Origin of the sequence: Blautia argi (assembly GCF_003287895.1) — a bacterium.
In the GTDB taxonomy this organism is placed as follows: domain Bacteria; phylum Bacillota; class Clostridia; order Lachnospirales; family Lachnospiraceae; genus Blautia; species Blautia argi.
Genome location: NZ_CP030280.1, coordinates 1,787,999 through 1,813,752 on the forward strand (window position 1 = coordinate 1,787,999; position 25,754 = coordinate 1,813,752).

27 protein-coding genes and 1 pseudogene are annotated in these 25,754 nt (G+C 41.7%); 12 read left to right on the forward strand and 16 right to left on the reverse strand.

Going from position 1 to position 25,754, the window contains the following annotated elements; translation table 11 throughout:
* Positions 1–73 precede the first annotated feature (73 nt).
* The 9 genes from DQQ01_RS08725 (at position 74) to DQQ01_RS08765 (ending at position 9,745) form a co-directional block, all read left to right on the forward strand.
* On the forward strand, positions 74–985 hold the full coding sequence (locus DQQ01_RS08725) for an ArsR/SmtB family transcription factor (RefSeq protein ID WP_111919705.1): 912 nt from the start codon (positions 74–76) through the stop codon (positions 983–985).
* 132 nt (positions 986–1,117) lie between these two features.
* A complete protein-coding gene (gene galT / locus DQQ01_RS08730; protein ID WP_111919706.1) occupies positions 1,118–2,608 on the forward strand; it encodes a UDP-glucose--hexose-1-phosphate uridylyltransferase in 1,491 nt (496 codons plus the stop codon).
* Between the two features lie 91 nt (positions 2,609–2,699).
* Complete coding sequence (locus DQQ01_RS08735) at positions 2,700–3,524, forward strand: purine-nucleoside phosphorylase (RefSeq protein WP_111919707.1); 825 nt, start codon at positions 2,700–2,702, stop codon at positions 3,522–3,524.
* A gap of 27 nt (positions 3,525–3,551) precedes the next feature.
* On the forward strand, positions 3,552–6,197 hold the full coding sequence (polA, locus tag DQQ01_RS08740; protein ID WP_111919708.1) for a DNA polymerase I: 2,646 nt from the start codon (positions 3,552–3,554) through the stop codon (positions 6,195–6,197).
* Between the two features lie 29 nt (positions 6,198–6,226).
* Entirely contained in the window at positions 6,227–6,829 is a 603-nt protein-coding gene (gene coaE, locus DQQ01_RS08745; protein ID WP_111919709.1) for a dephospho-CoA kinase, read from the forward strand.
* Positions 6,816–7,613: an MBL fold metallo-hydrolase gene (locus DQQ01_RS08750; RefSeq protein WP_111919710.1), complete on the forward strand. Its 798-nt coding sequence runs from the start codon at positions 6,816–6,818 to the stop codon at positions 7,611–7,613. The genes coaE and DQQ01_RS08750 overlap by 14 nt, the downstream gene beginning before the upstream one ends.
* Positions 7,614–7,689: 76 nt before the next feature.
* Positions 7,690–7,962: an ACT domain-containing protein gene (locus DQQ01_RS08755; RefSeq protein WP_111919711.1), complete on the forward strand. Its 273-nt coding sequence runs from the start codon at positions 7,690–7,692 to the stop codon at positions 7,960–7,962.
* A gap of 27 nt (positions 7,963–7,989) precedes the next feature.
* Positions 7,990–9,354, forward strand: a complete 1,365-nt coding sequence (locus DQQ01_RS08760) for a PFL family protein (protein ID WP_111919712.1) — start codon at positions 7,990–7,992, stop codon at positions 9,352–9,354.
* A gap of 37 nt (positions 9,355–9,391) precedes the next feature.
* On the forward strand, positions 9,392–9,745 hold the full coding sequence (locus tag DQQ01_RS08765; RefSeq protein WP_111919713.1) for a hypothetical protein: 354 nt from the start codon (positions 9,392–9,394) through the stop codon (positions 9,743–9,745).
* 217 nt (positions 9,746–9,962) lie between these two features.
* Here DQQ01_RS08765 and rbr read toward each other — a convergent pair whose 3' ends face one another.
* Entirely contained in the window at positions 9,963–10,571 is a 609-nt protein-coding gene (gene rbr, locus DQQ01_RS08770; protein WP_111920874.1) for a rubrerythrin, read from the reverse strand.
* A gap of 118 nt (positions 10,572–10,689) precedes the next feature.
* Here rbr and DQQ01_RS08775 point away from each other — a divergent pair, with 118 nt between their 5' ends.
* Positions 10,690–11,166 (forward strand): hypothetical protein, encoded by a 477-nt coding sequence (locus tag DQQ01_RS08775; protein WP_111919714.1) that lies wholly within the window; start codon positions 10,690–10,692, stop codon positions 11,164–11,166.
* 64 nt (positions 11,167–11,230) lie between these two features.
* Positions 11,231–12,658 (forward strand): FAD-dependent oxidoreductase, encoded by a 1,428-nt coding sequence (locus DQQ01_RS08780; protein WP_111919715.1) that lies wholly within the window; start codon positions 11,231–11,233, stop codon positions 12,656–12,658.
* Here DQQ01_RS08780 and DQQ01_RS08785 read toward each other — a convergent pair.
* From DQQ01_RS08785 to DQQ01_RS08795, 3 genes are all read right to left on the reverse strand, one after another.
* Positions 12,655–13,719: a tyrosine-type recombinase/integrase gene (locus DQQ01_RS08785; protein ID WP_111919716.1), complete on the reverse strand. Its 1,065-nt coding sequence runs from the start codon at positions 13,717–13,719 to the stop codon at positions 12,655–12,657. The genes DQQ01_RS08780 and DQQ01_RS08785 overlap by 4 nt on opposite strands.
* A gap of 423 nt (positions 13,720–14,142) precedes the next feature.
* Positions 14,143–14,595 carry a D-aminoacyl-tRNA deacylase gene (gene dtd, locus DQQ01_RS08790; RefSeq protein ID WP_111919717.1) on the reverse strand — a complete coding sequence of 151 codons (453 nt, stop codon included), beginning with the start codon at positions 14,593–14,595 and terminating at the stop codon, positions 14,143–14,145.
* 32 nt (positions 14,596–14,627) lie between these two features.
* Entirely contained in the window at positions 14,628–15,911 is a 1,284-nt protein-coding gene (locus DQQ01_RS08795; protein WP_111919718.1) for an AI-2E family transporter, read from the reverse strand.
* A 300-nt stretch (positions 15,912–16,211) separates the two neighbouring features.
* On the opposite strand from DQQ01_RS08795, the gene DQQ01_RS08800 reads away from it, so the two are divergent.
* Entirely contained in the window at positions 16,212–16,943 is a 732-nt protein-coding gene (locus tag DQQ01_RS08800; protein ID WP_111919719.1) for a tRNA lysidine(34) synthetase, read from the forward strand.
* Between the two features lie 857 nt (positions 16,944–17,800).
* On the opposite strand, the gene DQQ01_RS08810 is transcribed toward DQQ01_RS08800, so the two are convergent.
* From DQQ01_RS08810 to DQQ01_RS08845, 12 genes and pseudogenes are all read right to left on the reverse strand, one after another.
* Positions 17,801–18,409: a GTP pyrophosphokinase gene (locus DQQ01_RS08810; RefSeq protein WP_111919721.1), complete on the reverse strand. Its 609-nt coding sequence runs from the start codon at positions 18,407–18,409 to the stop codon at positions 17,801–17,803.
* A gap of 395 nt (positions 18,410–18,804) precedes the next feature.
* On the reverse strand, positions 18,805–19,710 hold the full coding sequence (locus DQQ01_RS08820) for a phosphodiester glycosidase family protein (protein ID WP_111919723.1): 906 nt from the start codon (positions 19,708–19,710) through the stop codon (positions 18,805–18,807).
* Position 19,711: 1 nt separating this feature from the next.
* Positions 19,712–20,458 carry a GtrA family protein gene (locus DQQ01_RS08825; RefSeq protein WP_242980274.1) on the reverse strand — a complete coding sequence of 249 codons (747 nt, stop codon included), beginning with the start codon at positions 20,456–20,458 and terminating at the stop codon, positions 19,712–19,714.
* On the reverse strand, positions 20,439–20,771 hold the full coding sequence (locus DQQ01_RS16505) for a glycosyltransferase (RefSeq protein WP_242980275.1): 333 nt from the start codon (positions 20,769–20,771) through the stop codon (positions 20,439–20,441). Before DQQ01_RS16505 ends, DQQ01_RS08825 begins: the two co-directional genes overlap by 20 nt.
* Entirely contained in the window at positions 20,768–21,661 is an 894-nt protein-coding gene (locus DQQ01_RS16510) for a carbohydrate-binding domain-containing protein (protein ID WP_242980722.1), read from the reverse strand. Before DQQ01_RS16510 ends, DQQ01_RS16505 begins: the two co-directional genes overlap by 4 nt.
* On the reverse strand, positions 21,571–22,713 hold the full coding sequence (locus DQQ01_RS16515) for a carbohydrate-binding domain-containing protein (RefSeq protein ID WP_242980277.1): 1,143 nt from the start codon (positions 22,711–22,713) through the stop codon (positions 21,571–21,573). Before DQQ01_RS16515 ends, DQQ01_RS16510 begins: the two co-directional genes overlap by 91 nt.
* A gap of 13 nt (positions 22,714–22,726) precedes the next feature.
* The gene (locus tag DQQ01_RS08835; RefSeq protein ID WP_111919724.1) at positions 22,727–23,422 is read right to left on the reverse strand and encodes a DUF4956 domain-containing protein; all 696 of its coding nucleotides are present in this window, start codon (positions 23,420–23,422) and stop codon (positions 22,727–22,729) included.
* Positions 23,415–24,134 (reverse strand): polyphosphate polymerase domain-containing protein, encoded by a 720-nt coding sequence (locus DQQ01_RS08840; protein ID WP_199798005.1) that lies wholly within the window; start codon positions 24,132–24,134, stop codon positions 23,415–23,417. Before DQQ01_RS08840 ends, DQQ01_RS08835 begins: the two co-directional genes overlap by 8 nt.
* A gap of 21 nt (positions 24,135–24,155) precedes the next feature.
* Positions 24,156–24,320 (reverse strand): annotated as a pseudogene (locus tag DQQ01_RS18405) (aryl-sulfate sulfotransferase); the annotation flags it as partial.
* Between the two features lie 49 nt (positions 24,321–24,369).
* Positions 24,370–24,486 (reverse strand): aryl-sulfate sulfotransferase N-terminal domain-containing protein, encoded by a 117-nt coding sequence (locus DQQ01_RS18410; protein WP_162624288.1) that lies wholly within the window; start codon positions 24,484–24,486, stop codon positions 24,370–24,372.
* Between the two features lie 60 nt (positions 24,487–24,546).
* Positions 24,547–24,714: a hypothetical protein gene (locus tag DQQ01_RS15895; protein ID WP_162624289.1), complete on the reverse strand. Its 168-nt coding sequence runs from the start codon at positions 24,712–24,714 to the stop codon at positions 24,547–24,549.
* 21 nt (positions 24,715–24,735) lie between these two features.
* Positions 24,736–25,701: a S1C family serine protease gene (locus DQQ01_RS08845; RefSeq protein ID WP_111919726.1), complete on the reverse strand. Its 966-nt coding sequence runs from the start codon at positions 25,699–25,701 to the stop codon at positions 24,736–24,738.
* Positions 25,702–25,754: the final 53 nt, after the last annotated feature.

The window sequence follows — 25,754 nt, forward strand, 5'->3', positions numbered from 1 at the left end:
TGCGCCATTGACAAGGGGCAAGATAGAAGGGTACAATAAAGAAAATGAGATTTAAAACGCGAGGACACATAAAATGGGGAAAAGAATCAATCTGGAAGAAGAAAAAGAACTTACTGCGCTGGGAAAGGCCCTCTCTTCAGAAATCCGTCTGAGAATTTTGGGGCTTTTACAGGATGGACCTCTTTGTATCAATGAAATAGCAGAGATTCTGCAGATTCCCTCTTCCTCCGCAGCGCTCCATGTACGGGTGCTGGAGGAGGCAGAGCTTATTCGTACAGAACTAAAGCCCGGTATCCGCGGCGCCATGAAACTGTGTATCCGGCAGGAAACCACCCTTATGCTGGATTTGCAGAAAAAGAATGACCGACAAAGAGAAGAAGTAATTTCCATGCCTGTGGGAAATTATGTGGACTATAAAATCACACCCACCTGCGGCATGGTAAACGAAGAGGAATACATTGACGGAGAGGACGAGCCACGCTGCTTTTATGACCCCAGACGGACAACTGCAAAGCTGGTGTGGTTTTCCTCCGGATATCTGGAATACCGTTTTCCAAACGCCGGATTGCAGAAGCATACCTTAAAAGCTCTTGATTTTTCTGCAGAGCTGTGCTCCGAAACTGCTGATTACAATCTGGATTGCCCTTCCGACATTACCCTGTGGATTAACGGCATGGAGGCAGGTACCTGGACCTGTCCCTCAGACTTTGGAGGACGCAGGGGAAAACTGAATCCGGACTGGTGGGAAGACAAAAATACCCAGTACGGCAATCTGAAAACCTGGCATATTGATGAAAAAGGCACTTATCTGGATGGACGCCTGGTAAACAAGCAAAATCTTCATAACTATGCCCTGGCTGAAGGTCCTTATATTTCTGTGCGTATCGGCATCAAAGAGGACGCAGTGCATGTTGGGGGTGTAAATATTTTCGGAAGCTCTTTTGGGGATTATCCCCAGGATTTGGTTATGCGCCTGAAATTTTGAAAAAAGGCTTTACATCTATCCGTTCTGTGCTATAATTCTTTTATAAACATAAAAAATGAATTAAAACATAAAAAATGTTTTAAAATAGAAAGCAGAAACATACGCTGACAAAGGAATTGGGAGGAAAACAAAATGTTGAACAGACACATCAGAGATTTGATACAGTATGGATTAGACACCGGTCTGATACCTGCATGCGAAAAAAACTATACCATTAACCTGCTTCTGGATTTGTTTCAGGAAGAAGAGTACGAGGAACCAACGGACACAGAAGTCTGCACGGATTTAGAAACCATTTTAAAAAATCTTCTGGACGAAGCAGTAAAGAGAAATATCATTGAGGACAGCATCGGATACCGGGATCTGTTTGATACCAAGATTATGAACTGCCTGATGCCCCGTCCGGCACAGGTACAGGAAACATTTTGGAAAACCTATGAGGAGAGCCCTCAGGCCGCAACGGATTATTTCTACAAATTAAGTCGGGACAGCGATTATATCCGCCGTTACCGTATTAAAAAGGACAGAAAGTGGACAGTAGAAAGCCCTTACGGCACCATTGACATTACTATTAACCTGTCCAAACCGGAGAAAGACCCAAAAGCCATTGCAGCAGCAAAAAATGCAAAACAAAGCAGCTACCCGAAATGTCTTCTCTGCATGGAAAACGAAGGCTATGCTGGACGCCTGAACCACCCGGCAAGAGAGAACCACAGAATCATTCCCATTACGATTAATGGCTGTCAGTGGGGCTTCCAGTATTCTCCCTATGTGTATTACAATGAACACTGCATTGTCTTTAACGGACAGCACGTTCCCATGAAAATTGAGCGGAATACATTTATCAAGTTGTTTGATTTTATCAAGCTGTTCCCACATTATTTCCTGGGTTCTAATGCAGACCTTCCCATTGTAGGCGGTTCTATTTTAAGTCACGACCATTTCCAGGGCGGACACTATAGCTTTGCCATGGAAAAAGCGCCTATAGAAGAGTATGTCACCATTCCGGGATATGAGGACGTGGAAGCAGGTATTGTAAAATGGCCACTATCTGTGCTGCGAATCCGCTGCAAGGACGAAAAACGGCTTATTGATCTGGCAAGTCATGTGTTGGAGGTATGGAGAGGCTATACAGACGAGGCTGCCTTTATCTTTGCAGAAACAGAGGGAGAACCCCACAATACCATTACTCCTATTGCCAGAAAACGCGGAGATTTCTTCGAACTGGATTTGACCCTCAGAAACAATATTACAACAGAGGAACACCCTTTAGGTCTGTATCACCCACATGCCGCTTATCATCATATTAAAAAAGAAAACATCGGCTTAATCGAGGTTATGGGGCTTGCCGTACTTCCTGCCAGATTAAAAGAGGAGCTGGAACTTTTAGCAACCTATCTTCTGGAGGGAAAAGACCCTGCACAAAATGAAATGCTGGCAAAACATGCAGATTGGGTAAAGGAATTTTTACCGAAATATACAGAAATCACAGAAGAAAATGTCATGGATATCCTTCAGGAGGAAGTTGGACAGGTCTTTGTCCATGTACTGGAGGACGCAGGTGTTTATAAATGCACCGAAGAAGGCAGAGAGGCCTTTAAACGCTTCATCAACGCCTTATAATTTCAGAGAGAATACAAAAAAGATAGGTGTGTGCCTGTCTTTTTTGCTTTTTTTATGCTATACTGTTTGGTAAACAAAGAAAAGAGGGATAATTATGAATCCGGTATATGAAAAACTCCAAAGCTGTCTTGCCAGTGTACGGGAAAAGACAGACTTTATACCACGGGTAGCGTTAATCCTGGGCTCCGGTCTGGGTGATTACGCAGAAGAAATTGAAATTCGGGAAATTATACCTTATGAGGAAATCCAGGGATTTCCGGTTTCTACGGTGCCTGGACACAAGGGCAGGTTTATCCTTGGCTATATAAACAAAGTACCTGTTATCATTATGCAGGGAAGAGTCCATTATTACGAAGGATATTCCATGACCGATGTGGTGCTTCCAGTAAGGCTGATGAAACTTTTGGGTGCTGAAATCCTGTTTCTTACAAATGCAGCAGGGGGTGTAAACTTCCAATTTCAGGCAGGGGATTTCATGGTAATTACAGACCAGATTGCTTCCTTTGTTCCCTCCCCCTTAATCGGCCCCAACGTATCCCAGCTTGGAGAACGATTCAGCGACATGAGTGAAATTTATGATAAAGATTTACAGGACTTGCTTTTTCATACAGCAAAGGAACTGGACATTCCACTGCAAAAGGGCGTTTATATCCAGCTTACAGGACCAAACTATGAATCCCCTGCAGAGGTGCGTATGTGCCGAAGCCTTGGGGCAGATGCTGTGGGAATGAGTACTGCCTGTGAAGCTATTGCGGCCAACCACTGCGGCATGAAAATCTGCGGTATTTCCTGTATTACCAACCTTGCCTGCGGCATGAGTGAGAATCCTCTAAACCACAAAGAGGTACAGGAAATCGCAGATAAAAAAGCGCCGGATTTCAAGCGTCTTTTAACGGCTGCCATATCCCGTATGTAAAAAAGAAAAACAGATAAGGAGAACATCATGAGGGAAAAAATCCTGCTCATAGACGGACACAGTATTTTGAACAGAGCCTTTTACGGACTGCCGGATTTAACAAATGCAGAGGGGCTTCACACCAACGCCATTTATGGATTTTTAAACATTCTTTTTAAAATGGTAGAGGAGGAAAAGCCGGATTATCTGACCGTTGCCTTTGATCTTGCTGCCCCTACCTTCCGGCACAAAATGTACGATGCCTATAAAGGCACCAGAAAACCTATGCCTCACGAACTGCGGCAGCAGGTACCGGTGATGAAGGACGTGCTGACTGCCATGGGAATCCCCCTTCTTTCCAAGGAGGGATACGAGGCAGACGACCTTTTAGGAACCATCGCCAAACGCAGCGAGGCAAAAGGTATGGACGTTACCGTGCTTTCCGGCGACCGGGATCTGCTTCAGCTCGCCACAGATCATATCTGCATCCGGATTCCCAAAACAAAGGGCGGAAAAACCACCATTGAAGATTATTTTGCAAAGGACGTAGAGGAAGCATACCAACTGACACCTCTGCAGATTATTGAATTAAAGGCATTAATGGGAGATACCGCGGACAACATTCCCGGACTTCCAGGCGTTGGGGAAAAGACCGCCACAAAACTGCTTCTGGAATACGGAAGCGTAGAAAACGCCCATGCTCATGTGGAGGATATTAAGCCAAACAAAGCCAAAAATGCGTTTCTGGAACACTATGATCTGGCAATACTCAGCAAGGAACTGGCAACCATCTGCATTGACAGTCCCATAGAATATGACTGGGAGGCAGCCAGAATCCATGACTTGTATACCCCGGATGCCTATGAATTTTTCAAGGAACTGGAATTTAAGAACTTTTTATCCAGATTTGAGGAAACCGGAAACATCAGCAAGGCGGAAGAATACTTTAAACTTCTTACAGATTTTACAAAGACAGAGGAAATCTTTACTCTGGCAAAAGAAAAGGAAGAAGTGGGACTGGAACTTCTGGAAGAAAAGAATCAGCTTCTGGGACTGGGACTTGCTTACAGGGAAGGGAACAATATAGAAGTTCACGCCATACTTCCCCAGGGCTTTCTCACAGAAGACTATCTTCTTGACAAGGCAAAAATGCTCTGCGAACAGGGCAAGGCTGTAGCTTCCTTAAATATAAAAGCCATGTTGCGCCATCTGGATATCACCCACCACACCGCTATGTTTGACGCTCAGATTGCCGCCTATCTTTTGAATCCCTTGAAATCTGAGTACACCTATGACGACATCGCCAGAGAATATCTGGGTGAAATGCTGCCTGCAAAAGAAGACCTTCTCGGAAAGCTTTCGTATGCAAAAGCTGCCCTTGAAAAAGAGGAAGAACTGGCAAAGAGCATTTGTTATATGGCCTACACAGCGTTAAAGGCAAGACAGCCCCTTTTAGACGCCCTGGAAGCTGTGGATATGAAAAAACTGTACACAGACATGGAAATGCCTCTGCTCTTTACGCTCTCGGACATGGAAAAAGAGGGGATTCGGGTCAATGCCGAGGAATTAAAAGAATACGGAGAAATGCTGCAGGTACGCATTACAGAACTGGAAAAGAACATCTGGCAGCAGGCCGGGGAAGAATTTAACATCAATTCTCCGAAACAGCTTGGCGTCATTCTCTTTGAAAAGCTGCAGATGCCAGGTGGAAAGAAAACCAAAACAGGGTATTCCACAGCAGCAGACGTACTGGAAAAGCTATCCGGAGATTATACCCTTGTGGCGGATATTCTGGAATACAGGCAGCTTACGAAATTAAAATCCACCTATGCAGACGGACTGGCAGGATATATTGATAAGGGCGGACGGATTCATTCCACTTTTAACCAGACCATTACTGCTACAGGCAGAATCAGCAGCACAGAGCCGAATCTGCAGAACATTCCGGTAAGAACCAAACTTGGACGCCTGCTTCGGAAGGTCTTTATCCCAAAGGAAGGCTATGTCTTCCTGGACGCGGACTACTCTCAGATAGAACTTCGTGTTCTTGCCCATATGTCAGGAGATGAAAAGCTGATACAGGCCTACCGGGAGGCTCAGGATATTCACAGGATTACCGCGTCCCAGGTCTTCCATATTCCCTTTGAGGAGGTAACGGAGCTTCAGAGAAGAAATGCCAAAGCCGTAAATTTTGGAATCGTATACGGCATCAGTTCCTTTGGACTGAGTCAGGATTTGAGCATTACCAGAAAAGAAGCTGAACAGTATATTAAAAATTATTTTGAAACTTATCCCAAGATTAAAGGCTTCTTAGACGGACTGGTACAGCATGCAAAGGAAAACGGATATGTAAGCACCATGTTCGGACGCCGCCGCCCTGTACCAGAGTTAAAATCCAGCAACTTTATGCAACGTTCCTTTGGGGAGCGGGTTGCCATGAACTCTCCTATTCAGGGAACCGCAGCAGATATTATCAAGCTTGCCATGATACAGGTCAGCCACCGTTTAAAAGAAGAGAACTTAAAATCCAGGCTGATTCTGCAGATTCACGATGAGCTTTTAATTGAAACTGCAGAGGACGAGATAGAACAGGTTTCTGCCATTCTGGAACAGGAAATGAAGGGAGCTGCAGATTTATCCGTATCCCTGGAAATTGATATGCATACAGGAAAAAGCTGGTATGAAGCAAAATAAGGAAACAGAATACAAAGGAGGACACGTCTATGAGAATTATCGGAGTGACAGGCGGCGTGGGAAGTGGTAAAAGCGCTGTCTTAAATTATCTGGAAGAACATTTTGATTCCAGAGTGGTAAAAGCAGATGAAGTGGGGCATATGCTTATGATGCCCGGACGGGAATGTTACGAGCCTGTAATTTCCCTTTTCGGGGAATGGGTGGTAAAAGACGACACGTCCCTGGATCGTTCCGCCATTGCCTCCATTGTGTTTGACAACCCGGAAATGCTGAAAAAACTGGACGATATTGTACATCCGGAGGTAAAAAAATATATCTTAAGGGAAATCGAGCGTTCCAAAAAAGAAGAAACCGAATTTTTCTTTATTGAGGCAGCTTTGCTTCTGGAAGAAAAATATGATGAAATTTGCGATGAGATATGGTATATTTATTGCGAAAAAGAAGTACGCATGGAAAGGCTGCGCCGGGACAGAGGGTATTCTGATGAGAAGATCAGAAAGCTTATGGAAAACCAGCTTCCGGACGAAGTCTTTGAGGAACGCTGCGACTTCCAATTATATAACGATGAAGATGTAGCCCATACTTATCTTCAGATTGAACGGAAAATGAGGACATATTATGAATCTGTGTAGTATAGCCAGCGGCAGCAGCGGAAACTGCATTTATGTAGGCAGTGATACCACCAGCCTGCTGGTAGACGTAGGAATCAGCGGAAAACGCATTGAAGAAGGATTGAGAAGCATTGACCATACCACAGGGGATTGCGACGGAATTTTAATTACCCATGAACACTCTGACCACATTAAGGGGCTTGGGGTGATTTCCAGAAAACACAAAATTCCCATTTACTGTACCAGAGGCACTATGGAGGCCATGCAGTCCATGAACAGCCTTGGAAAAATGCCGGAAGGACTCTTTCACCCCATAGAGGCAGACAAAACCTTTCAAATCGGAGATTTAGAGGTGCAGCCCTTTTCTATTTCCCACGATGCGGCAGAGCCTGTGGGCTATCGTGTCAATCACGGCACAAAATCTGCGGGCATTGCCACAGACCTGGGATTTTATGATGATTACATTGTAAAAAATCTTGCAGGACTTGACGTACTGCTTTTGGAAGCCAATCATGATGTCAATATGCTGCAGGTGGGAAGCTATCCCTATTATTTAAAACAACGTATTTTAGGCAACCGGGGACATCTCTCCAATGAAAATGCCGGACGGCTTTTATGCCGCCTTCTGCATGACCACATGAAAGCCATTTTTCTGGGCCATTTAAGCAGAGAAAATAATTATGAAGCCCTTGCCTATGAAACTGTATGCTCAGAGGTCACCATGGGGGACAATCCCTGGAAATCCTCAGACTTTAAAATTGCTGTAGCACACAGAGAGCAGGTATCGGATTTGGTAACTGTGTAAAAAAGCCATTTTTATCGGCTTTTTATATATTATGAAGCTTAATTTCATAAATCAAGGAAGAAACGAGGAGTAAAGCATGAAGAAAACCATTATCACCGTTGTGGGAGAAGACACTGTAGGAATTATTGCAAGGGTATGCACTTACCTGGCAGAAAGCAACATCAATATTCTGAATATTTCTCAGACCATTGTAGACGGATATTTTAATATGATGATGATTACAGATACCAGTATGTCTGCTAAAAAGCTGAATGTGATTTCTGAGGAACTGGAAGCTCTGGGCAAGGAAATCGGTGTGGTAATCCGCGTACAGCTGGAAGATATTTTCACAAAAATGCACAGAATTTAAGACGGATAGAAAGGACAAAATCCACTTATGATTAACATGTATGAAGTCAATGAAACCAATAAAATGATTGCGGAAGAGAATCTGGACGTGCGTACCATTACCTTGGGCATCAGCCTTTTGGACTGTATTGATTCTGATTTGCAGCAGGTAAACCGCAAGGTCTATGAAAAGATCACAGGGCTTGCCAGACACCTGGTGGAAACCGGGGACGATATTTCCAAAGAATTTGGCATTCCGGTGGTAAACAAACGTATTTCCGTAACGCCCATTGCCCTGATTGGCGGCGCTGCCTGCAAGACACCAGAGGATTTTGTAAGCCTTGCAAAAACTTTAGATAAGGCGGCAAAAGAGGTTGGCGTCAACTTCATCGGCGGCTACTCTGCAACGGTATGTAAAGGTATGACAGCAGCAGATGAACTGCTGATTCGTTCCATTCCGGAAGCGCTTGCTTCTACAGAACGGGTCTGCAGCTCTGTAAACCTGGGTTCTACAAAAACAGGAATTAACATGGACGCAGTACGCCTCATGGGAAATATTGTACGGGAAACAGCCGAGGCAACCAAAGAAGACGATTCTCTCGGCTGTGCAAAGCTGGTGGTATTCTGTAACGCCCCCGACGACAATCCCTTTATGGCAGGGGCTTTCCATGGTGTGACAGAGGCTGATGCGGTGATTAACGTAGGGGTATCCGGTCCCGGCGTTGTAAAAAAAGCCCTGGAACAGGTAAGAGGTAAGAACTTTGAAATTCTGTGTGAAACCATTAAAAAGACTGCGTTTAAGATTACCCGTGTGGGACAGCTGGTGGCACAGGAAGCTTCCAGACGTCTGGGCATTCCTTTTGGCATTATCGACCTTTCCCTTGCACCTACACCGGCAATCGGGGACAGTGTAGCAGATATTCTCCATGAAATCGGCGTAGAATACGCAGGCGCACCGGGAACAACTGCAGCATTGGCTCTTTTAAATGACCAGGTGAAAAAGGGAGGCGTCATGGCGTCCTCTTATGTGGGCGGTTTAAGCGGCGCTTTTATTCCGGTCAGCGAAGACCAGGGTATGATTGACGCAGTTGTGGCAAATGCCCTGACCATTGAAAAGCTGGAAGCCATGACCTGTGTCTGCTCCGTAGGACTTGACATGATTGCCATTCCGGGAGATACCAAGGCGTCTACCATTTCCGGCATTATTGCAGACGAATGTGCCATTGGTATGGTAAATCAGAAGACCACAGCTGTGCGTATAATTCCGGTTATCGGAAAAGGCGTGGGAGAAACCGTAGAATTCGGCGGTCTTTTGGGATATGCGCCGGTTATGCCGGTAAATCCTTATTCCTGTGAAAATTTTGTAAACCGTACAGGAAGGATCCCGGCGCCAATCCACAGCTTTAAGAACTAATAAAAATGAAACTGTTTTCACTGTACAGGGAGAAAAAATGGAATCTATTGAAGTTGTAATCAGCATTATCCTTCAATTTTCAGGAATTTTCGGCATGTATTATCTTGTACGGGCAATCTTTATGTTTCGCAGAAAAAAATTCCCCACACCGGGCTTTGAAGAAGACCGAAAGGAGGAAAACAAAGCCTGGTGCAGGGGTGAAGGAACGGTATGCCTTTACTGGGGTATTTTACTTTTACTCTTAAACGCTTATGCATGGATTACTGCTTACACAGGAGGAAGACTTTCTCTGATTGTTGTAATCGTCTTTCTCCTCCTGCTGTGTGCAGGATACGGCGGACGTATCCGAAACAACCTGAAATACCGAAACCGCAAAAGCAATACCTGGTAATTACCGGATTTCATGCTTCCGGAATCCCCTATATATAAAAGGGGAAAGAATCCATATACAAACAAGGGAGAAGAGCGGAAACATTACATAAGGCGGAAGCACCAGACCGGCAATTTCATATTGTAATTCTGTTTTATTTTATCACATAGGAAATCCCTTCGGAATCCTATGTGATAAAAAGCATAATTCCTATAAAAAGCAAGGCTTGCAAAAACGCCTAAAGTGTATTTCCCACCGCACATGGCAGTAATTCCAGACGGAGATAATATCCTCTGTCGTGACCGCACACCGGGCATTTTTCCGGCACCTGCAGCCCTGTATAGACATGTCCGCATTTTAAACAAATCCAGGAAGTTTCTACCTCTGACACAAACAATTTCTTTTCTTCTAAAAGTTCTGCCAGCATACCGAATCTCTTCCCATGAATTTTCTCAATTTCTCCAATCATATGGAAAGAGCCTGCGATATCCTGAAATCCTTCCTCCCGGGCTTTTTCTTCAAAGGCACGGTAGACATCATCGTGTTCCTCCATCTCATTTTTCTCTGCAAAACGCAGAAGCTGCGCAATATCCCCGGAAATATCTACGGGATAGTTTCCGTCAATGGAAATATTATGCTGCGCCAAAGGAGAGAGGTGTTTATAAAAAATTTCTGCGTGTTCTCTTTCCTGATTGGCCGTAAAAAGAAAGACCGCTTCTAGAGCAGCCATATGCTCTCTGTGTGCCTGGGACGCTGCTATGGTGTAACGGTTTCGTGCCTGACTTTCTCCGGCAAAGGCGCGCATAAGGTTTTCTTTGGTAATACTGTCTTTTAATTCCATGTTCATAACCTCCTTATCCTCTGGTATTATACCCTGCAGCTTTAAAATCATACCTGATACAAAATAAGAAATTTCTGAACTTCTTTTGTAGTTTTTACATAAGCTAAAAGAAAAAGGAATTTTTATGGCATACGAAACGTATCAAAAAGTCATCGGTAGCATTCAGAATATTTCAAGAGGAACCTCTTGCTGCAGCTTCCTCATGGCAGTACAGACGGAAACAGAAACCATAAATTTTGTGGTGACAGGAGAAACTCTGGTGATTGACAACATACGTTTAAGAAGAGGCATGCGAGTGGCTGCTTTTTATGATACCAGCCTTCCCGCACCTGCTATTTATCCGCCTCAATATCAGGCAGAACTGGTAACCGTGCTGCGGCAGAATCAAAACGTAACGCTGGATTATTTTGACAGAAATCTGGTTTCAGAAGACAATTCCCTGAAACTGAATCTTTCTCCTACCACCAGAATTTCCACCTTAAACGGACAGCGTTTTTCCTGTAATCCGGGAGATGAAGAGCTGCTGGTTTATTATACCAATACAACCTTCAGTATTCCGGCTCAGACAGCACCCCAGCGAATCATTGTTATGTGCCCTTAGGCAACGGGGTATAAAAACATACCAATTGGAGATAAATAGACAGAAAAAGCACAGGAGGAAATACATGGATTCTATTTGGGCAAATTCTTGTAAACTGGAAAAAAGACCTTCCTTAAAAGGTGAAATTGAAACAGAGATTGCCATTATCGGAGGTGGTATGACCGGAGTCCTGACTGCATGGCAGCTTCAAAAGTCCGGGAAAAAGGCAGTTGTACTGGAACGCTATTCTGTCGGAAGCGGACAAACAGGAAATACCACTGCAAAAATCACTTCACAGCATGGTATGTGTTATGCAAACATGATAGAAAAATACGGAACTGCTAAAGCAAGACAATATGCTCTTGCCAACGAAAATGCCAGAAAAGAATATATGCGCATAATCCAAACAGAGAACATAGACTGTAATTTTGAAACCGTCTGTTCTTATGTATACGGAAAAAGTGCAGGGAGATTAGAGGAAGAGATACGGGCGGCCAAAAGTCTGGGACTTCCTGCAGAGCTTTCCAGAGAGCATCTGACTCTGCCTTTCCCGGTCTGGGGTGCGGTCAAATTCCGCAACCAGGCACAGTTTCACCCTTTGAAATTCCTGTCTGCCCTGACACAGGATCTGACCATTTACGAAAATACTCCTGTGAAGAGGGCAGAAGGGCATATGCTCACAACTCCGGAAGGACAGGTAAAAGCAGAAAACATTATATTTGCCTGCCATTTTCCCTTTGTGAATATTCCGGGGCTGTATTTTGCCAGAATGCATCAGGAGCGCTCTTATGTTCTGGCGTTGGAAAATGCACCGCTTCCAAATGGTATGTATATCGGGGCAGAAAAGAACAGCTATTCCTTCCGAAGCTTTGGAAGCTGCCTGCTCTTAGGCGGAGAGGGACACCGCTGTGGTGAAAATGACGAAGCTTCCCGGTATCAGAGGCTTAGAAAGAGAGCAGAGCAATGGTTTCCAAAAAGCCGGGAAATTTGCTGCTGGTCTGCACAGGACTGTGTAACAGCTGATTCTATCCCCTATATCGGAAAATTCTCTGCCGGAAAAGAAGACTGGTACGTGGCAACCGGCTTTCAAAAGTGGGGCATGACCACATCTATGGCTGCAGCCATGCTTCTGCGGGACGAAATCTGCCGGATTCCCAATCCCAACCGGGAAATTTTTTCACCGCAGCGCTTTCCCATAAAGGATATGGATTTTTTCCTGTCAGACGGGCTTCGTTCTGCAAAGGAGCTGGTAAGACCTTTTTTGAAAAATCCTCAGCTTACTGCCAAGGATCTTATGCCCGGACATGGGGGCATTGTCACACATGAAGGAAAGAAAATCGGCATTTACAAAGATGAACAGGGACATGTCTATGCCGTCAAAATCCGTTGTCCTCATCTGGGCTGTCAGCTTTCCTGGAATCCAGATGAAAAAAGTTGGGACTGTCCCTGCCATGGCTCCAGATTTGATTATCGCGGAAAACTTTTAAATGGGCCTGCACAAACCCCTATTTAATCCGGTTTTTCACGCAACACCACAGCCTTTGAAGCAGAACGCCTCCGCTCATCACTTAATTTGGCATAGTGCTTTTTCGTGGTATTGACATCAGCATGTCCCAAAACATCAGCTACCAGATAAATATCCCCGGTTTCCCGGTAAAGGGCTGTACCATAAGTACTTCGCAGCTTGTGAGGGGTAATGGTTTTAACGGAAACAGCAGAAGCGTATTTCTTCACCATTTTTTCCACTGCGTCCACACTGATACGCTTTCTCTGTCCGGAGAGGAAGAGTGCCTCCTCATGACCTGCAACCGGGGTAATGGCATTTCTGGAAATTTCCAGATAGTCCTGTAATGCCTGTTCCACCTCAGTACCAAAATATACAATCATTTCGTTTCCGCCTTTTCGCAGAATCCGAATACCATTGTTTTTAAAGTCTACATCACCAATGTTTAATCCCACCAGTTCAGATACACGAACGCCTGTTCCAAGCAGGAGAGTAATGATTGCAATATCCCGGCACTTTTGTTTGTTATAGTGATAAAGCTGAACGCCAGTCAACTGTTTTCCATAATTTTCAATATGATCCAGAAGATTTGCGACCTCATCAGGGTCCAGTTGGATAATGGCTTTTTCTTTGATTTTCGGCATATCAACCAGACGTACCGGATTCGTCTGCAAAAGCTGACGTTTGCATAAATAATCATAAAAACTACGTAAACAGGACATTTTTCTTGCAATTCCTGTACGAGAATTGGTTTCCAGACGATTATCCGTGGTTTTATAGGCTTTTAAATATTCCTCAAATTCCTCAAAATCCACAGGCTCTAAAAGGGATAAATCCTGAACAGAGATATCAGCCATGGATTTTTCCTTTAAAGCGGGATTGGTAAGCTGCAAAAAGCGAAAAAAGACACGAAGGTCATATGCATAGGACAAACGGGTTTTATCCGAGGTCGTAGGTTCCTTGGCGCGGAAATAATCCTTGACGTATGGGGGAAGCTCTGTAAGAAATTCACGGAGCTTTACTGTATTTTCAATTTTTTCCTGTTCACGGTATGTAATTGGCTTTGCCATAAAAAACCTCCAAAATTCATTGTTTTGAGAGTAGTTTATCATAAAAGTAAGAAAAAAGCTATAGTTTTTCGGTTAAATCTGTATTTGTCCGCTAAACTATTTTAAAGAACAAGGACTGCTGTTTTATAGATATTCCGTATATTTTTCCTATTTCAATACTGTATTTGCCCTATGCAAAGCTTCATTCCATTTCACATCTGCATTTTTTAACGCTTCAGGTATTATATTTTACATAATATAATTATGGTCAATCATATTTTTCAGCAATTCTATATCTGTAGCTTTCTGTCTGTTAAAACCGCTCGCAAGGAAACATAACAATATTTATAAAATAAAAAAGAAAAGATACTTTTAGGGCACTCCTATTTAATATAGCATATCCGTCCAAAAGCATCTTTTCTTCATTTCTATTTTAATCTTTATTTATTTTGCAAACGTATTTTCATCTAACAGGATTGTAAACGGTCCCTCATTTACAAGAGAAACCTTCATATATGCTCCAAACCTTCCGGTTTTGACTACCGGAACACTCTCCCTGACTTTTTCTACCATATACTTATACAATTCCTCTGCTTCCTGAGGGTTTCTGGCATCAAAAAAGCTAGGACGATTACCCTTGTTACAGTTTGCATAAAGAGTGAACTGGGAAACCAAAAGAACTTCTCCATTTACATCTGCCAGAGAAAGGTTCGTCTTTCCCTGCTCATCAGCAAATATCCGAAGATTTATCATTTTTTTCACATACTGGTCTACCGTTTCTTTTGTATCTTCTTTACCAATACCTACCAGCACCAGAAATCCTTTTTTAATCTCCGCCATGCCGCCGTTTTCTATTTCCACTCCGGCATGACTTACCTTTTGTATTACAAGCTTCATAGCCTCTCCTCTCCTATTTTACATATTCTGTATCACTCTTTCGGGTCCTGTATCTTTTTCACTTCCTCCTGCTCTTCAAAACTTACCGGCTGTAGTGTCCTGGGGTCAATATATCGAATATTTTCATATGCCTTTTCGTCTGTAGGCATAGATTTTTTTCGTAATTCATGATTACGGAAATGCCTGACTCCTGCCACCATAACCGCCCACAAAGGTACGCCGATAATCATTCCGGGAATTCCCATAAGACCTCCGAAAAGTAAAATTGCCACAATTACCATAAAGCTGGACAATCCTGTGGAATCCCCTAAAATCTTCGGTCCTAAAATATTTCCGTCAAACTGCTGTAGAATCAGAATAAAAATCAGGAAATACAGGCAGTGCATAGGGTTTACCATTAAAATAATAAACGCACTCGGAATAGCTCCAAGATAGGGACCAAAAAATGGAATCACATTGGTCACACCTACAATAACGCTGACCAGCAGCTTATATGGGGTACCGATAAGAGAGGTTCCAATATAACACAAAATCCCGATAATAACAGAGTCAATAATCTTTCCATTGATAAATCCGCCAAAGGTTTTATGCGTAAAGCGAAATCCCCTTATAATTGTATTTGCTCGTTCTGTATCAAACAGGGCATACACCAACATTTTAGACTGCGTAACAAATTCTTCTTTTCCTGCCATTAAATACACCGAAATAATCAGTCCAATAAGCAGATTCTTAATAAATACCAGGGTTCCAAACACGCCGGTTGTCAGGGATTGAAGGATTGCTTTTACTTGGGGAAGCACCTCTGTGTTTAAAAAGGTTTCCACTTTTGGAGAATATCGGTTCAGATAGTCAAAAACAATATCCTGCCACTCTGGATTATCCTTTAATATTGATTCCAGCCAATGGCGAATATTCTGGACATATCGTGGTGAATCATTGATAATGCTGATAATATTATCTAAAATGCTCGGTACAACCATGGACAAAAGAGAATATATAATGAAAAATGCAAATAATAAAGAGGTAGCAATACAAAGATATCTCACAACTCTTTTATAGTTTTTTTCCAATACCACATGTTTCTTTTCTTTCAAATACCGAAAAATCTTTCTTTCCTGAAAATTCACCACAGGAATCAAAAGATAGGCAATGACTGCACCGCAGATAACGGGCATCATAATGCTGATAATTTTCCGAATACCATTAAACAATACATGCATACGGAAAATCACAAAATAAAACAACAAGCTGGCACAGACAACCGCAAAAGCCGTCATTCCCCAGTACAGATACTTTTTATTCCAACGAAATTTCATGCTGAGCCTCCGTTCCTATTGATTTCGTTGCGAAAATTGCATAACATGCAATCATTCTACCACGTGCGCAGAAAAGGAAGCGCCTACAAGGCATTTACTTTTCAAGCCGTGACTTGCCCGGTATAATCTGCCACATCGTGGCAGCAAGCCGAATACTTCGGCTTGGATTGCACAACGTGTAATTATTATACCACGAATTTCCCTCCTTGTGGGGAAAACCGTAAAAAATTGTTTCCTTTTTCTTATTTTTATGCTATGATTCAGGGGACTTATACAAACTAGTAGAAAGGACTGTATTGTATGAAATTACAGAAATTACTGAGTCTTACCAGAAAAGCGGTAGACGAATTTCAGCTTATAGAAGAAGGGGATAAAATTGCAGTTGGTGTTTCCGGTGGAAAGGACAGCCTTGCCATGCTTTATGCCCTTCACGGTCTTATGAGATTTTATCCAAAGTCATTTACCATGGAGGCCATTACCGTAGATTTGGGACACCCTGATTTTTCTCTGGGTAAAATCGAAAACTTATGTAAAGAATTAGAGGTTCCTTTTCATGTGGTGAAAACAGACATCGCGCCCATTATTTTTCAGGAAAGAAAAGAAAGCAATCCCTGTTCCCTGTGTGCGAAAATGCGAAAAGGCGCCTTAAATACAGAAGCAAAAAGACTGGGCTGCAATAAGATTGCCTATGCCCATCACAAAGACGATATCATAGAAACCATGCTGCTCTCTCTCATTTATGAAGGCAGATTCCATACATTTGCTCCCAAAACTTATCTGGACCGTATGGATTTAACCGTTATCCGCCCCCTGCTCTTTGTCAACGAAGCTGATGTCATTGGCTTTAAAAATATGTATCATCTGGAAATTGAGAAAAGCCCCTGCCCTGTAGACGGCTATACGAAGCGCCAGTATGCCAAAGAACTGGTGGCAAATCTGAACCGGGAAAATCCGGGTGCAAAGGAACGAATGTTTACTGCTATTTTAAACAGCAATATCAATGGGTGGCATGAAGTCAAACATCATAAATAGAGCAAATAACTATTGAGAATTTTGAGAACCAAGGTGTGCGAAACCCTCTTAGTTTTCGCACACCTGGTTCTCTTACACAGATTTCCTTTTCATCACACATTGAAAAAAAATTTTTCTTCGATAGATGATATTTACAAAATGGTAGAAAATGAAATATACAGCAATAAAGGTAATACTATATTTTATCGACATTCCAAAACTGCTGACAGCACTTTGAGAATCAATATAGAGAATTCCAGACCACATAATTATAATTGCAATCAGAAATGGTATCCACAATAACACTTTTATTTTTCGTCCGATAGTACGGTACATTTCTTTTTGAGAAAAGCCTAACCTATAACATGGATTCATATTTCTTTTTTTCTTTTCAAAGAAGTATAAAGTAAATAAGACTTACAAACGCAACAGGAAAAATTAAGCTTACAGAAAATCCAACGAAAGTACATAATTTTCTCATTAAGGATTCTGTATTATAATAATTTCCCAGTGTAGCAAAAGCATACGTATAGTCATAATTAATATCATCATGTGCCAGAACTTTTTCCAGTTTATCAGCTGTATTCAAATGATTTAATCACTCTGAATCTTCATATCCTGTATAAAATTCAAGATATAGATTTTCAAAATTTTTCTGATTGAGCTTCTCCCACTTCTCTTTGCTTACAACATAAACGTCCTGAAAACTTCCTGATGTACTGACAATCTGTTCATGGGGTTTTATATTTTAATAAACACTTTGTACATACCCGTTTTTCATAAGTTACTACATTTCTTTTTTAATGTGATACTTTCTCTTCTAAATTTCTCTTTATGACAAGCAAAATTCATACGCAGTAATCTATCACTATTTCTATTTATGTCTGCTCCCATATATCATTTTGCAATATATCTCGAATCGTCTGCATTGATAAATCTACAGAAGCTATTTCATCCGCGCATCTTTTCAGTTCACTTCTAATGATTTCTTCATGAGGAACATTATGTTTATATTTTATCTGATGTTCCAATGCCGCCCAAAAATCAAGAGCAATGGTTCGAAGCTGAATCTCAGCAGTAATACCTTTCAAATCATCTGTTGCAAACCGTATAATCAAATGAAGGCTTCTGTAACCATTAGGTTTTGGATAAGCAATATAATCTTTCTTCTCCATGATCTGAATCTCATTTCTTTCCTGTAGCCACTTTGCAATTTGATATACATCTTCCACAAAAGAACAAATTACCCTGACTCCCAGTGCATCATGAATATGTTGAAGTGCAGTCTGACTATCTTCTTTCATTCCATGTCTTTTTAATTTTTCTATCATACTTTCAGGAGTTTTGATTCTTGTTTTAATATATAAAATTGCCTGCAACCCATCTTTATTACAGAAATTTGGGTAGGTTTCCATTAATGTCTTTAAATAAGTTTCTCCTTGTTTTAATAAGGGAAATTTATTTCCATAATATTCTTCCAGTGTCAAATATCCACCTCCCTTTTACATACTAATTCTTTTGCAGCAAATACATGAAGTTCCCGATAACAAGGAACATTCCACCAACAATAAAATAGAAAATTACCAGACGGTTAGTTGTTCCGTATATTTCTAATATTCCACAGACCATGCATCCAACTGTTAGTGTCAAAATACCAAAATGCTGAAAGCGGCGTGCTATACATCCTGGAATTTTGCTACGAAAGTACAGTATACAGTAAAAATAAACTGTGCCTCCCAAAAATGGAATCATAAAAGCGTAAAGTATATAATACGAGTAGACTCCATGGCTAAAAAATTCATAAACAGCTCCAAAGCCGGCACAAACCAGAGTTACAATTAGATAAGTAAACACAAGTTTCTCTATTTCTTTTCCGGATCTTTCAATACCCGATGCAGACAATATCACTCACACTCCTTTCCTTCACGCTTCGTCCACTGGTTGTGGGATTATTGACTACTTCCCCGTTGAAATACATGGTAGATGAACCACCACCAGCCAAATTGTATGCAGTTTCTACACCAATACTATACATAAATTCTGCCAGTTCTAAAAGCGATAAGCCTTCACTTTCTTCTGTTCTTCCATCAGAAACCACAAACACATAGTGAAGATTATCTATGATTCCAATGGCTGTTCTCGGATTGCTCGCCATGGCTTTTCCCACCTCATCTTTTTCTGTCACAGAAATCGTTCCATTTTCTATCAGTGCAGGGCCGAAAGACAATATTTCCTTTGCTCCTTGTTCTAAAAGCTCTTCTGCGGTAATCTCTTCTTCTGTGATGATTTCAAAGTTTCCATCTTCATAAATAACCAGATCTTCCTGGTCTTTTTCTGCTTCGCTGCGGTATAAAGTCCCATCTCGGAGTACATAGCCCTTTTTCTGTGCGCCGTAGTAATCTCCGTTAATTGCCAGTATAGCATTGACTTCCTCTGCAATTTCCGAAGTTTTCTCTGTTACATTTTTTCCGTAACTATTTTGTGCAAAAGCAGTTTTAAGATATTCCGGAGAAGAAAGTACAATATCTGCTACATAGATTGTGGTATCCTCCTCCCTGTATTCATTCAGAGTAATAGAAATCTTTCCATCTTCATAAGAGGTTTCTGATGCCTCTGCCATAGTTTCTTCCTGCTTATCTTCTCCGGCAATATTCTGCCCTTCTGTTTTCTCTGCCACACGGTAAACTTGTGAAATTAAAAAAGTATCCATGAGCAGATAACAGGTGAACCCAAACAGCGCTACACCATATAGAATACAGCTCCAATGCTTCTTTAAATATTTGAACATTTTAACCTCCACTTCTTTGCCGCCTGAATATGAATGTCCTTTGAATAAACCAGCTTATGATGAAAAATATCAGTTCCGTACAAAGTTTTCCTATATACTGATTCATACCAAGATATATGAAAACTTCCAGAAGAATCGTATTTCCTGCCAAAATTCCTGCTGCTAACAAAACGTACTGCACAGCGGTTCTCCCTGAATCTGTTTTTTCTTGAAAAACCAGATTACGGTTTACCTGATAATTAAAACACCCACTCAAGATTCTTGCCATTACATTGGAAAGAAACAAGGAAATACTTTTTGAAAAACTTGCAGTCAACCAAAGAAACAGACTGTATATTCCATAGTCAAGAATAAAACTCACCATAGATGAGGCAGAAAACCTAAAAATCTCTTTATAAATCTTGTAGGAATCTCTCAAAGGATTAAAATGAGAACCGGCATTGTCATTGATATAAATGGTCTCAATCCTAATTTCCCTTAGAGAAATCTTTTTTCTGGAACATACTAATAACACATTCATTTCATACTCATACCGTTCTCCCGGAATTGTAAGCAATTCCGGAAGAAGTGTCTTATCAAAAGCACGAAGTCCTGTCTGGGTATCATAAATGTGGACACTTGTGATAAGCATATAGGCTATACGGGTAATCTGGTTACCTATCCTGCTTTTTAAGGGAGTTTCCTTCTGTATTTTTCTGCTTCCAAGAACCAGACATCCCGGATGGTTTTTAGCCTCTTTCCATACCATTTCTACATCTTTTGCTCTGTGTTTGACCGTCTGCATCCGCAGTCACTACCACATAATTTTCGGATATGTGATTTTGAATATACGCCATCCCTGTTTTTAAGGCGCTGCCTTTCCCCTTGTTTGTCTCATGTGGCAGAATCAGTACATTTCCGGCATCGTCTATTTCCTGAAAGATTGGCTTATGTTCTTTGTCACTTCCATCATCTACGATTAAAATCCAGAAACCTTTTTCGCTTAATTGCTGTACTACCTGAATCAGGCACTCCTCCGGATTATATGCTGGAATCAAAGCAATTTTCAGGTATTGGCTCATAAGCTGCTACCTCCTTCTGATGTTCCGTTATCTGTATTCTCACCGGACGGAGCGTCAGGCGGTGTATTTCCCTGAGGTCTTTCCATATTTCCCGGCAACTGCCCGTTATCAGTTCCACCCTGCATGCCACCTTCTTTCCTGCCTCCTCTTTTGCCGTCGTTATTTCCAGGTACTCCTCCACCTGAAGCATTACTTCCATACACAAGACTATCCATGGTGATACTTTGTTCTGTTGTTCCGGCTTTTACTGTGTAAGTTTCTCCTTCTTCGATTTCCGGACAACTTACAATAATAGAAGAATATTGCTTTTCTGCTGTCCAGTTTAAAAGCTCTGCTCCGTTGCTGTTAAGCAGTTCAATATTCGTATTTGCCTCCTGCGCATCTACGTTTACCATAATCACTCCTTGTGTGGAAGAAGAGTCAAAGCTTTGTGCCATGCCAGAAGAACCAGAAGCCGCAAAAATTCCACCTGTGACTTGAGCTATTCCACTATAATCTAAGGTTCCATTTCCATCATTGGTAGGACCGGATACATAAGTTTCCCCTCCGGAAACTGTAACATCCCCATTAGAGTCGATGCCATCTCCGGAAGCATTGACCCGAAGAGTACCTCCAGCAATATTGATATATGCGCCATCTGTGGATGAAAACTGATCGCCTCCTCCTCGGAATCCCTCTGTACCGCTGCTGTCATTGCCGCCGGCAGCATTCATACCGTCATCAGATGCCTGCACTGCAATCTCCCCACCGGTGATATCAATGCTTAACCCTTCGATTCCTTCATAGCTTTGAGCGATATCTATGTTCCCACCGGAAATCGTTGCATTAACATCCGCATGTATTCCGTCATCTCCTGACGATAATGTATATGTTCCTCCGTTGACAGCCAGATTTCCATTGGAATGAGAAGTGCATCATCTTCACTGTCAATATCATAAGTTCCATCATTCAATACCAATTGCGTACCAGCTTTTATCCCTTTGATACTGGTTGTATCTTCTTCCGCATTTTCCTGCTGCATCTGTTCCATGGGGTGTCCTTCTCTGCTGCTCTGACTTTGTACACTGGAACTTCCTTCTCCCGTCAAAATGGTATAGGTTCCATCTTCTGCCTGTAACCATGAACTGGCGCTGATTCCATCCTGCTGAGAAGAAATATCAAAGGTTCCTCCTGCCAGATACACAAATCCAAGGCTGGTATCCTCCGTATTTTCTGCATGGATACCATCTTTTTCTGATACAATCGTATAAGAACCATTGGCGATACGGACGCTATCTTTTCCCGAAATTCCATGACTGGCACTTGTGATTACATAGGTTCCGCTTGTAAGAATCAAATCGTCTTTTGATACAATCCCATGTCCTTCCTGAGCTGTGACTGTAAGGGTTCCTTCTCCATTCAACGTCAAATCTGATTTAGAAAATACTGCTGCATCAATATTGTTTTCATCGATAGCAGTGTAAGTGCCGTTGTGTTCCAGGTTGTTTTCCGTTCCCGAAACAGTCGTAACAAAAACTTTATCCGCAGATTTGATATACAATGCTGCCGACTGAGAGCTGGAAATACTTACATCATTGAATACAAGCTGAATTTTATCCGTATCTTCTGCCTCTACGATCACCATCCCATCTGAAAGAGCCCCTGAAAGCACATAAGTTCCTTCCTCTTTAATTGTCACTGTATTTTCTGTGATAGACACAGCGTCTGACTCGCAGGCAGAACCTCCATCAGCAAGAGAAATGGCAACGCTTTCTGTTTCTTCATAACCCACTTCTTTGTCCCTGTCTGAAAACATGTCGGATGTATCAATTTCCATAATCGAAGTACTTACAGTATCTGAATTTTCTGTACTTTGCTGTGCATTTTCTTCTGTCTTTGCACTACAGCCGGATAACAACAATGTTCCCATCAGGATAAACAATATAACTTCCTTTTTTCTCATCTGTCATCGCCTCCTATAATTCTCCGACTATCGTTTCCTGTCTGCACATGGTAATTTCCAGATTCCCATTTCTGCATCGTAGCGCATCAATTAATTCTTTTTCTGTTGCCGGATTTTTTAACGTCAGGTTATACGTCAGTTTAAACAAACTTCCCATATTCGTTGTTTTGATCTGTACCACCTCATAGTCTGTAGTATATTTTTTCAAGATCTTGTCAAATACCCCACTGTAATCCAAGTCCTCCGGTATCGTAATGTGCAAGGTTTTATAGCGTAATCCATGCTTTCTCATTCCGAAATCCATCCGATTGTATAGCAACATAATGCCACCAAGAATTACTGCGGATAATAGTGCATAAGCCAGATATCCCATTCCCGCTACCAAGCCGGAACACATAGCAAGGAATATCGCCCCGATTTCTTTTGCCGAGCCAGGAACGGAACGAAAACGAACAAGACTAAAAGCGCCTGCAACCGCCACACCGGTTCCCACATTTCCATTCACCATCATAATCACCACACAGACTACAGCCGGAAGCAATGCCAGCGTTGCAACAAAGCTCTTGGTATATTTGGTTCCGTACATATAGGTTCCCGCTAAGATCACTCCGATAATAAGTGTGCATCCCACACATAACAAAAAATCTGAAATAGAAATCACATTGGTTATATCGGTATCAAAAATTCCCTGAAATAAAGTATTAGACATTACTGTATCCTCCCTGTAAAGATTCTGCCAGCATACGCTGATAAGCAGAACCGTATTTTGAAAATGATGTTTTAAATAAATGATGTTTCGTAAGCGTTTCACTCATCCAAAGGGGTATTCCACCGGAAGTTTTTATTTCCATCAGCGTCTGGTCTTCCCCCAATAAAGCCATTCCGTATATCTCGCTTCCAAGAGAAAAATCTGTTCTTCGATAAAGGATGTTTTCATCAAATGTCACCCTGAAATCACTACCATCCAAAGCGTAATAGGCTTCTCTTTCGTAAGATAGGAATACCGACGGACGAAGATTTTCATAGTAATCACGAAAATACTGTATTTCATTCCCGATCTGCGAATGTACCGGAAGGGGTTCTCCTGTCTGAAAGCTTTCCATAACCTTCTTTTCCGGAAGCTGCAATCTACGTTTGTAAACGACTGATTTATATTTTTTCTTAATTTCTACAAATACCGGATCGGTTGTCTCCACAGGTTTGTAACTTCGGATACGGAGTTTCTCTTTATATATCGGTTTTTCCAATGAACGCCTGATGAGCCGAAATGTATCGGTGTCAAAATAAATATTTCTGATAACGGTTCTTCCGTAATCATCCAGTTTCATATACGGCTGCATCGCCAGAAGAATCTGTTCTTTTTCCTGCCTGTTAAGCAGGTATTTTAATTCATAACGCTTAAAGGTTGTTTGATAAGCCATAATGGTCCTCCTGTTTTGTATTTTGATTCCCTGCATACCTGAATCGATAATAATATTCCCATCATATTCCTGCGCACTGCTAACATAAGCAGAATAAGGAACCGCAAATGATTGTACCAATGAATAAGTTCCCTTGTTTTCATCTACCTTATATTTGTAATAATACGAAATTTCCCCTTCCTTCATAGATGTTTCAATTCCGTTAATCTGTTCCCAATCATACGAGAGATTGGAGTTACTGGTACCAAAATGCAACCGATACCGTATAAGATACAGATACCAAATCCTCTGTAGTAAAATACACATATAAAGATAATGTATTTGTTCCGTATGGGTTCTCTTTTACCAACATCTGATCTTCCGTATAGATTCCACTATTTTTTTCTTCCTCTATCTGCTCCTCTATAGCCTCCTAATATTCCTCTGTATAAATAGATTTCGCCTCATTTTCAGTTACTTTGTCTGACTCAGCCTGTATTGGTTCTTCGGTTGACATTTTTGAAAATGAAACGAGCAATCCTGCCGCTGCCAACGCAAATATGATTCCGACTATTTTCTTTTTTGATTTTTCTATTCTCATATCACATAACTCCTCATCATCTTATTCCATTAAAGCTTCAGTCAATTCTAATACCTGAGAAATCGGAATTGCATAACCGATTCCCTCCACATCTGTCGAAGCAATTTTAGCTGTATTGATTCCTACCAATTTTCCTTCCATATCTAATAATGCACCGCCGCTATTTCCTGGATTGATTGCTGCATCTGTCTGAATATAGCCAAGGGAAGAGGACTGAGTATCTTCACTAATGGAACGATTGACTGCACTGACGATTCCTGTTGTAACGGACTGGCCATAACCCAAGGCATTTCCAATGGCCACAACCTGCTCACCTACCTCTAAAGCATCCGAATCCCCGATTTCTACTACGTGGATCTGTGAATATGTGGATTCTGATAAAGCAGAGGTATCTACTTTAAGCACTGCTAAATCTATATCTGCATCATAACCGCACAAAACAGCTTCATACGTCTCATCATCTACAAAGGTTACAGAAAGAGAAGAAGCACCCTCTACCACATGATAATTGGTCAGCATATAGAGCTGGGAATCTTCTTCATATAATATAATTCCGGAGCCACAGCTTACGGTTTCTTCTGTCTGTGAAGGAGAAAACTGTCTGCTCCGATTTCCTCCATGTCCACCAAAATAATTTTCTACTTCCTGTACGGATATGTTTGTAACAGAAACCACAGAAGAAAGACCTGATGCCGCAATTTCCGTTACACTTAACTGATCGGTACTGGAATTTGTTGTTGCAGACAAGGACAACACGTTTGTATCTGTGGTACTACTTGTCTCATTTGCTGTTACTGCTTCATTATTTTGTCCTATCAGATACTGCTCCACAGCATAGCTTGTGCCGCCTTCCACAACCCCAAAAAGAAGAGCACTGAAAGCAACAGTTGTTGCTATGTTCCACATTCTTCTTTTTGCGGAACGCTTTTTCCGTTGTATCCGTCTATTTCTTTTCTCATTTATATGTAATTTTTCTTCTTTATACATTTGTGTTCCCTCCTGTTTTTCTTGATAGGAGTACTTTATCAGATTTACCTTAA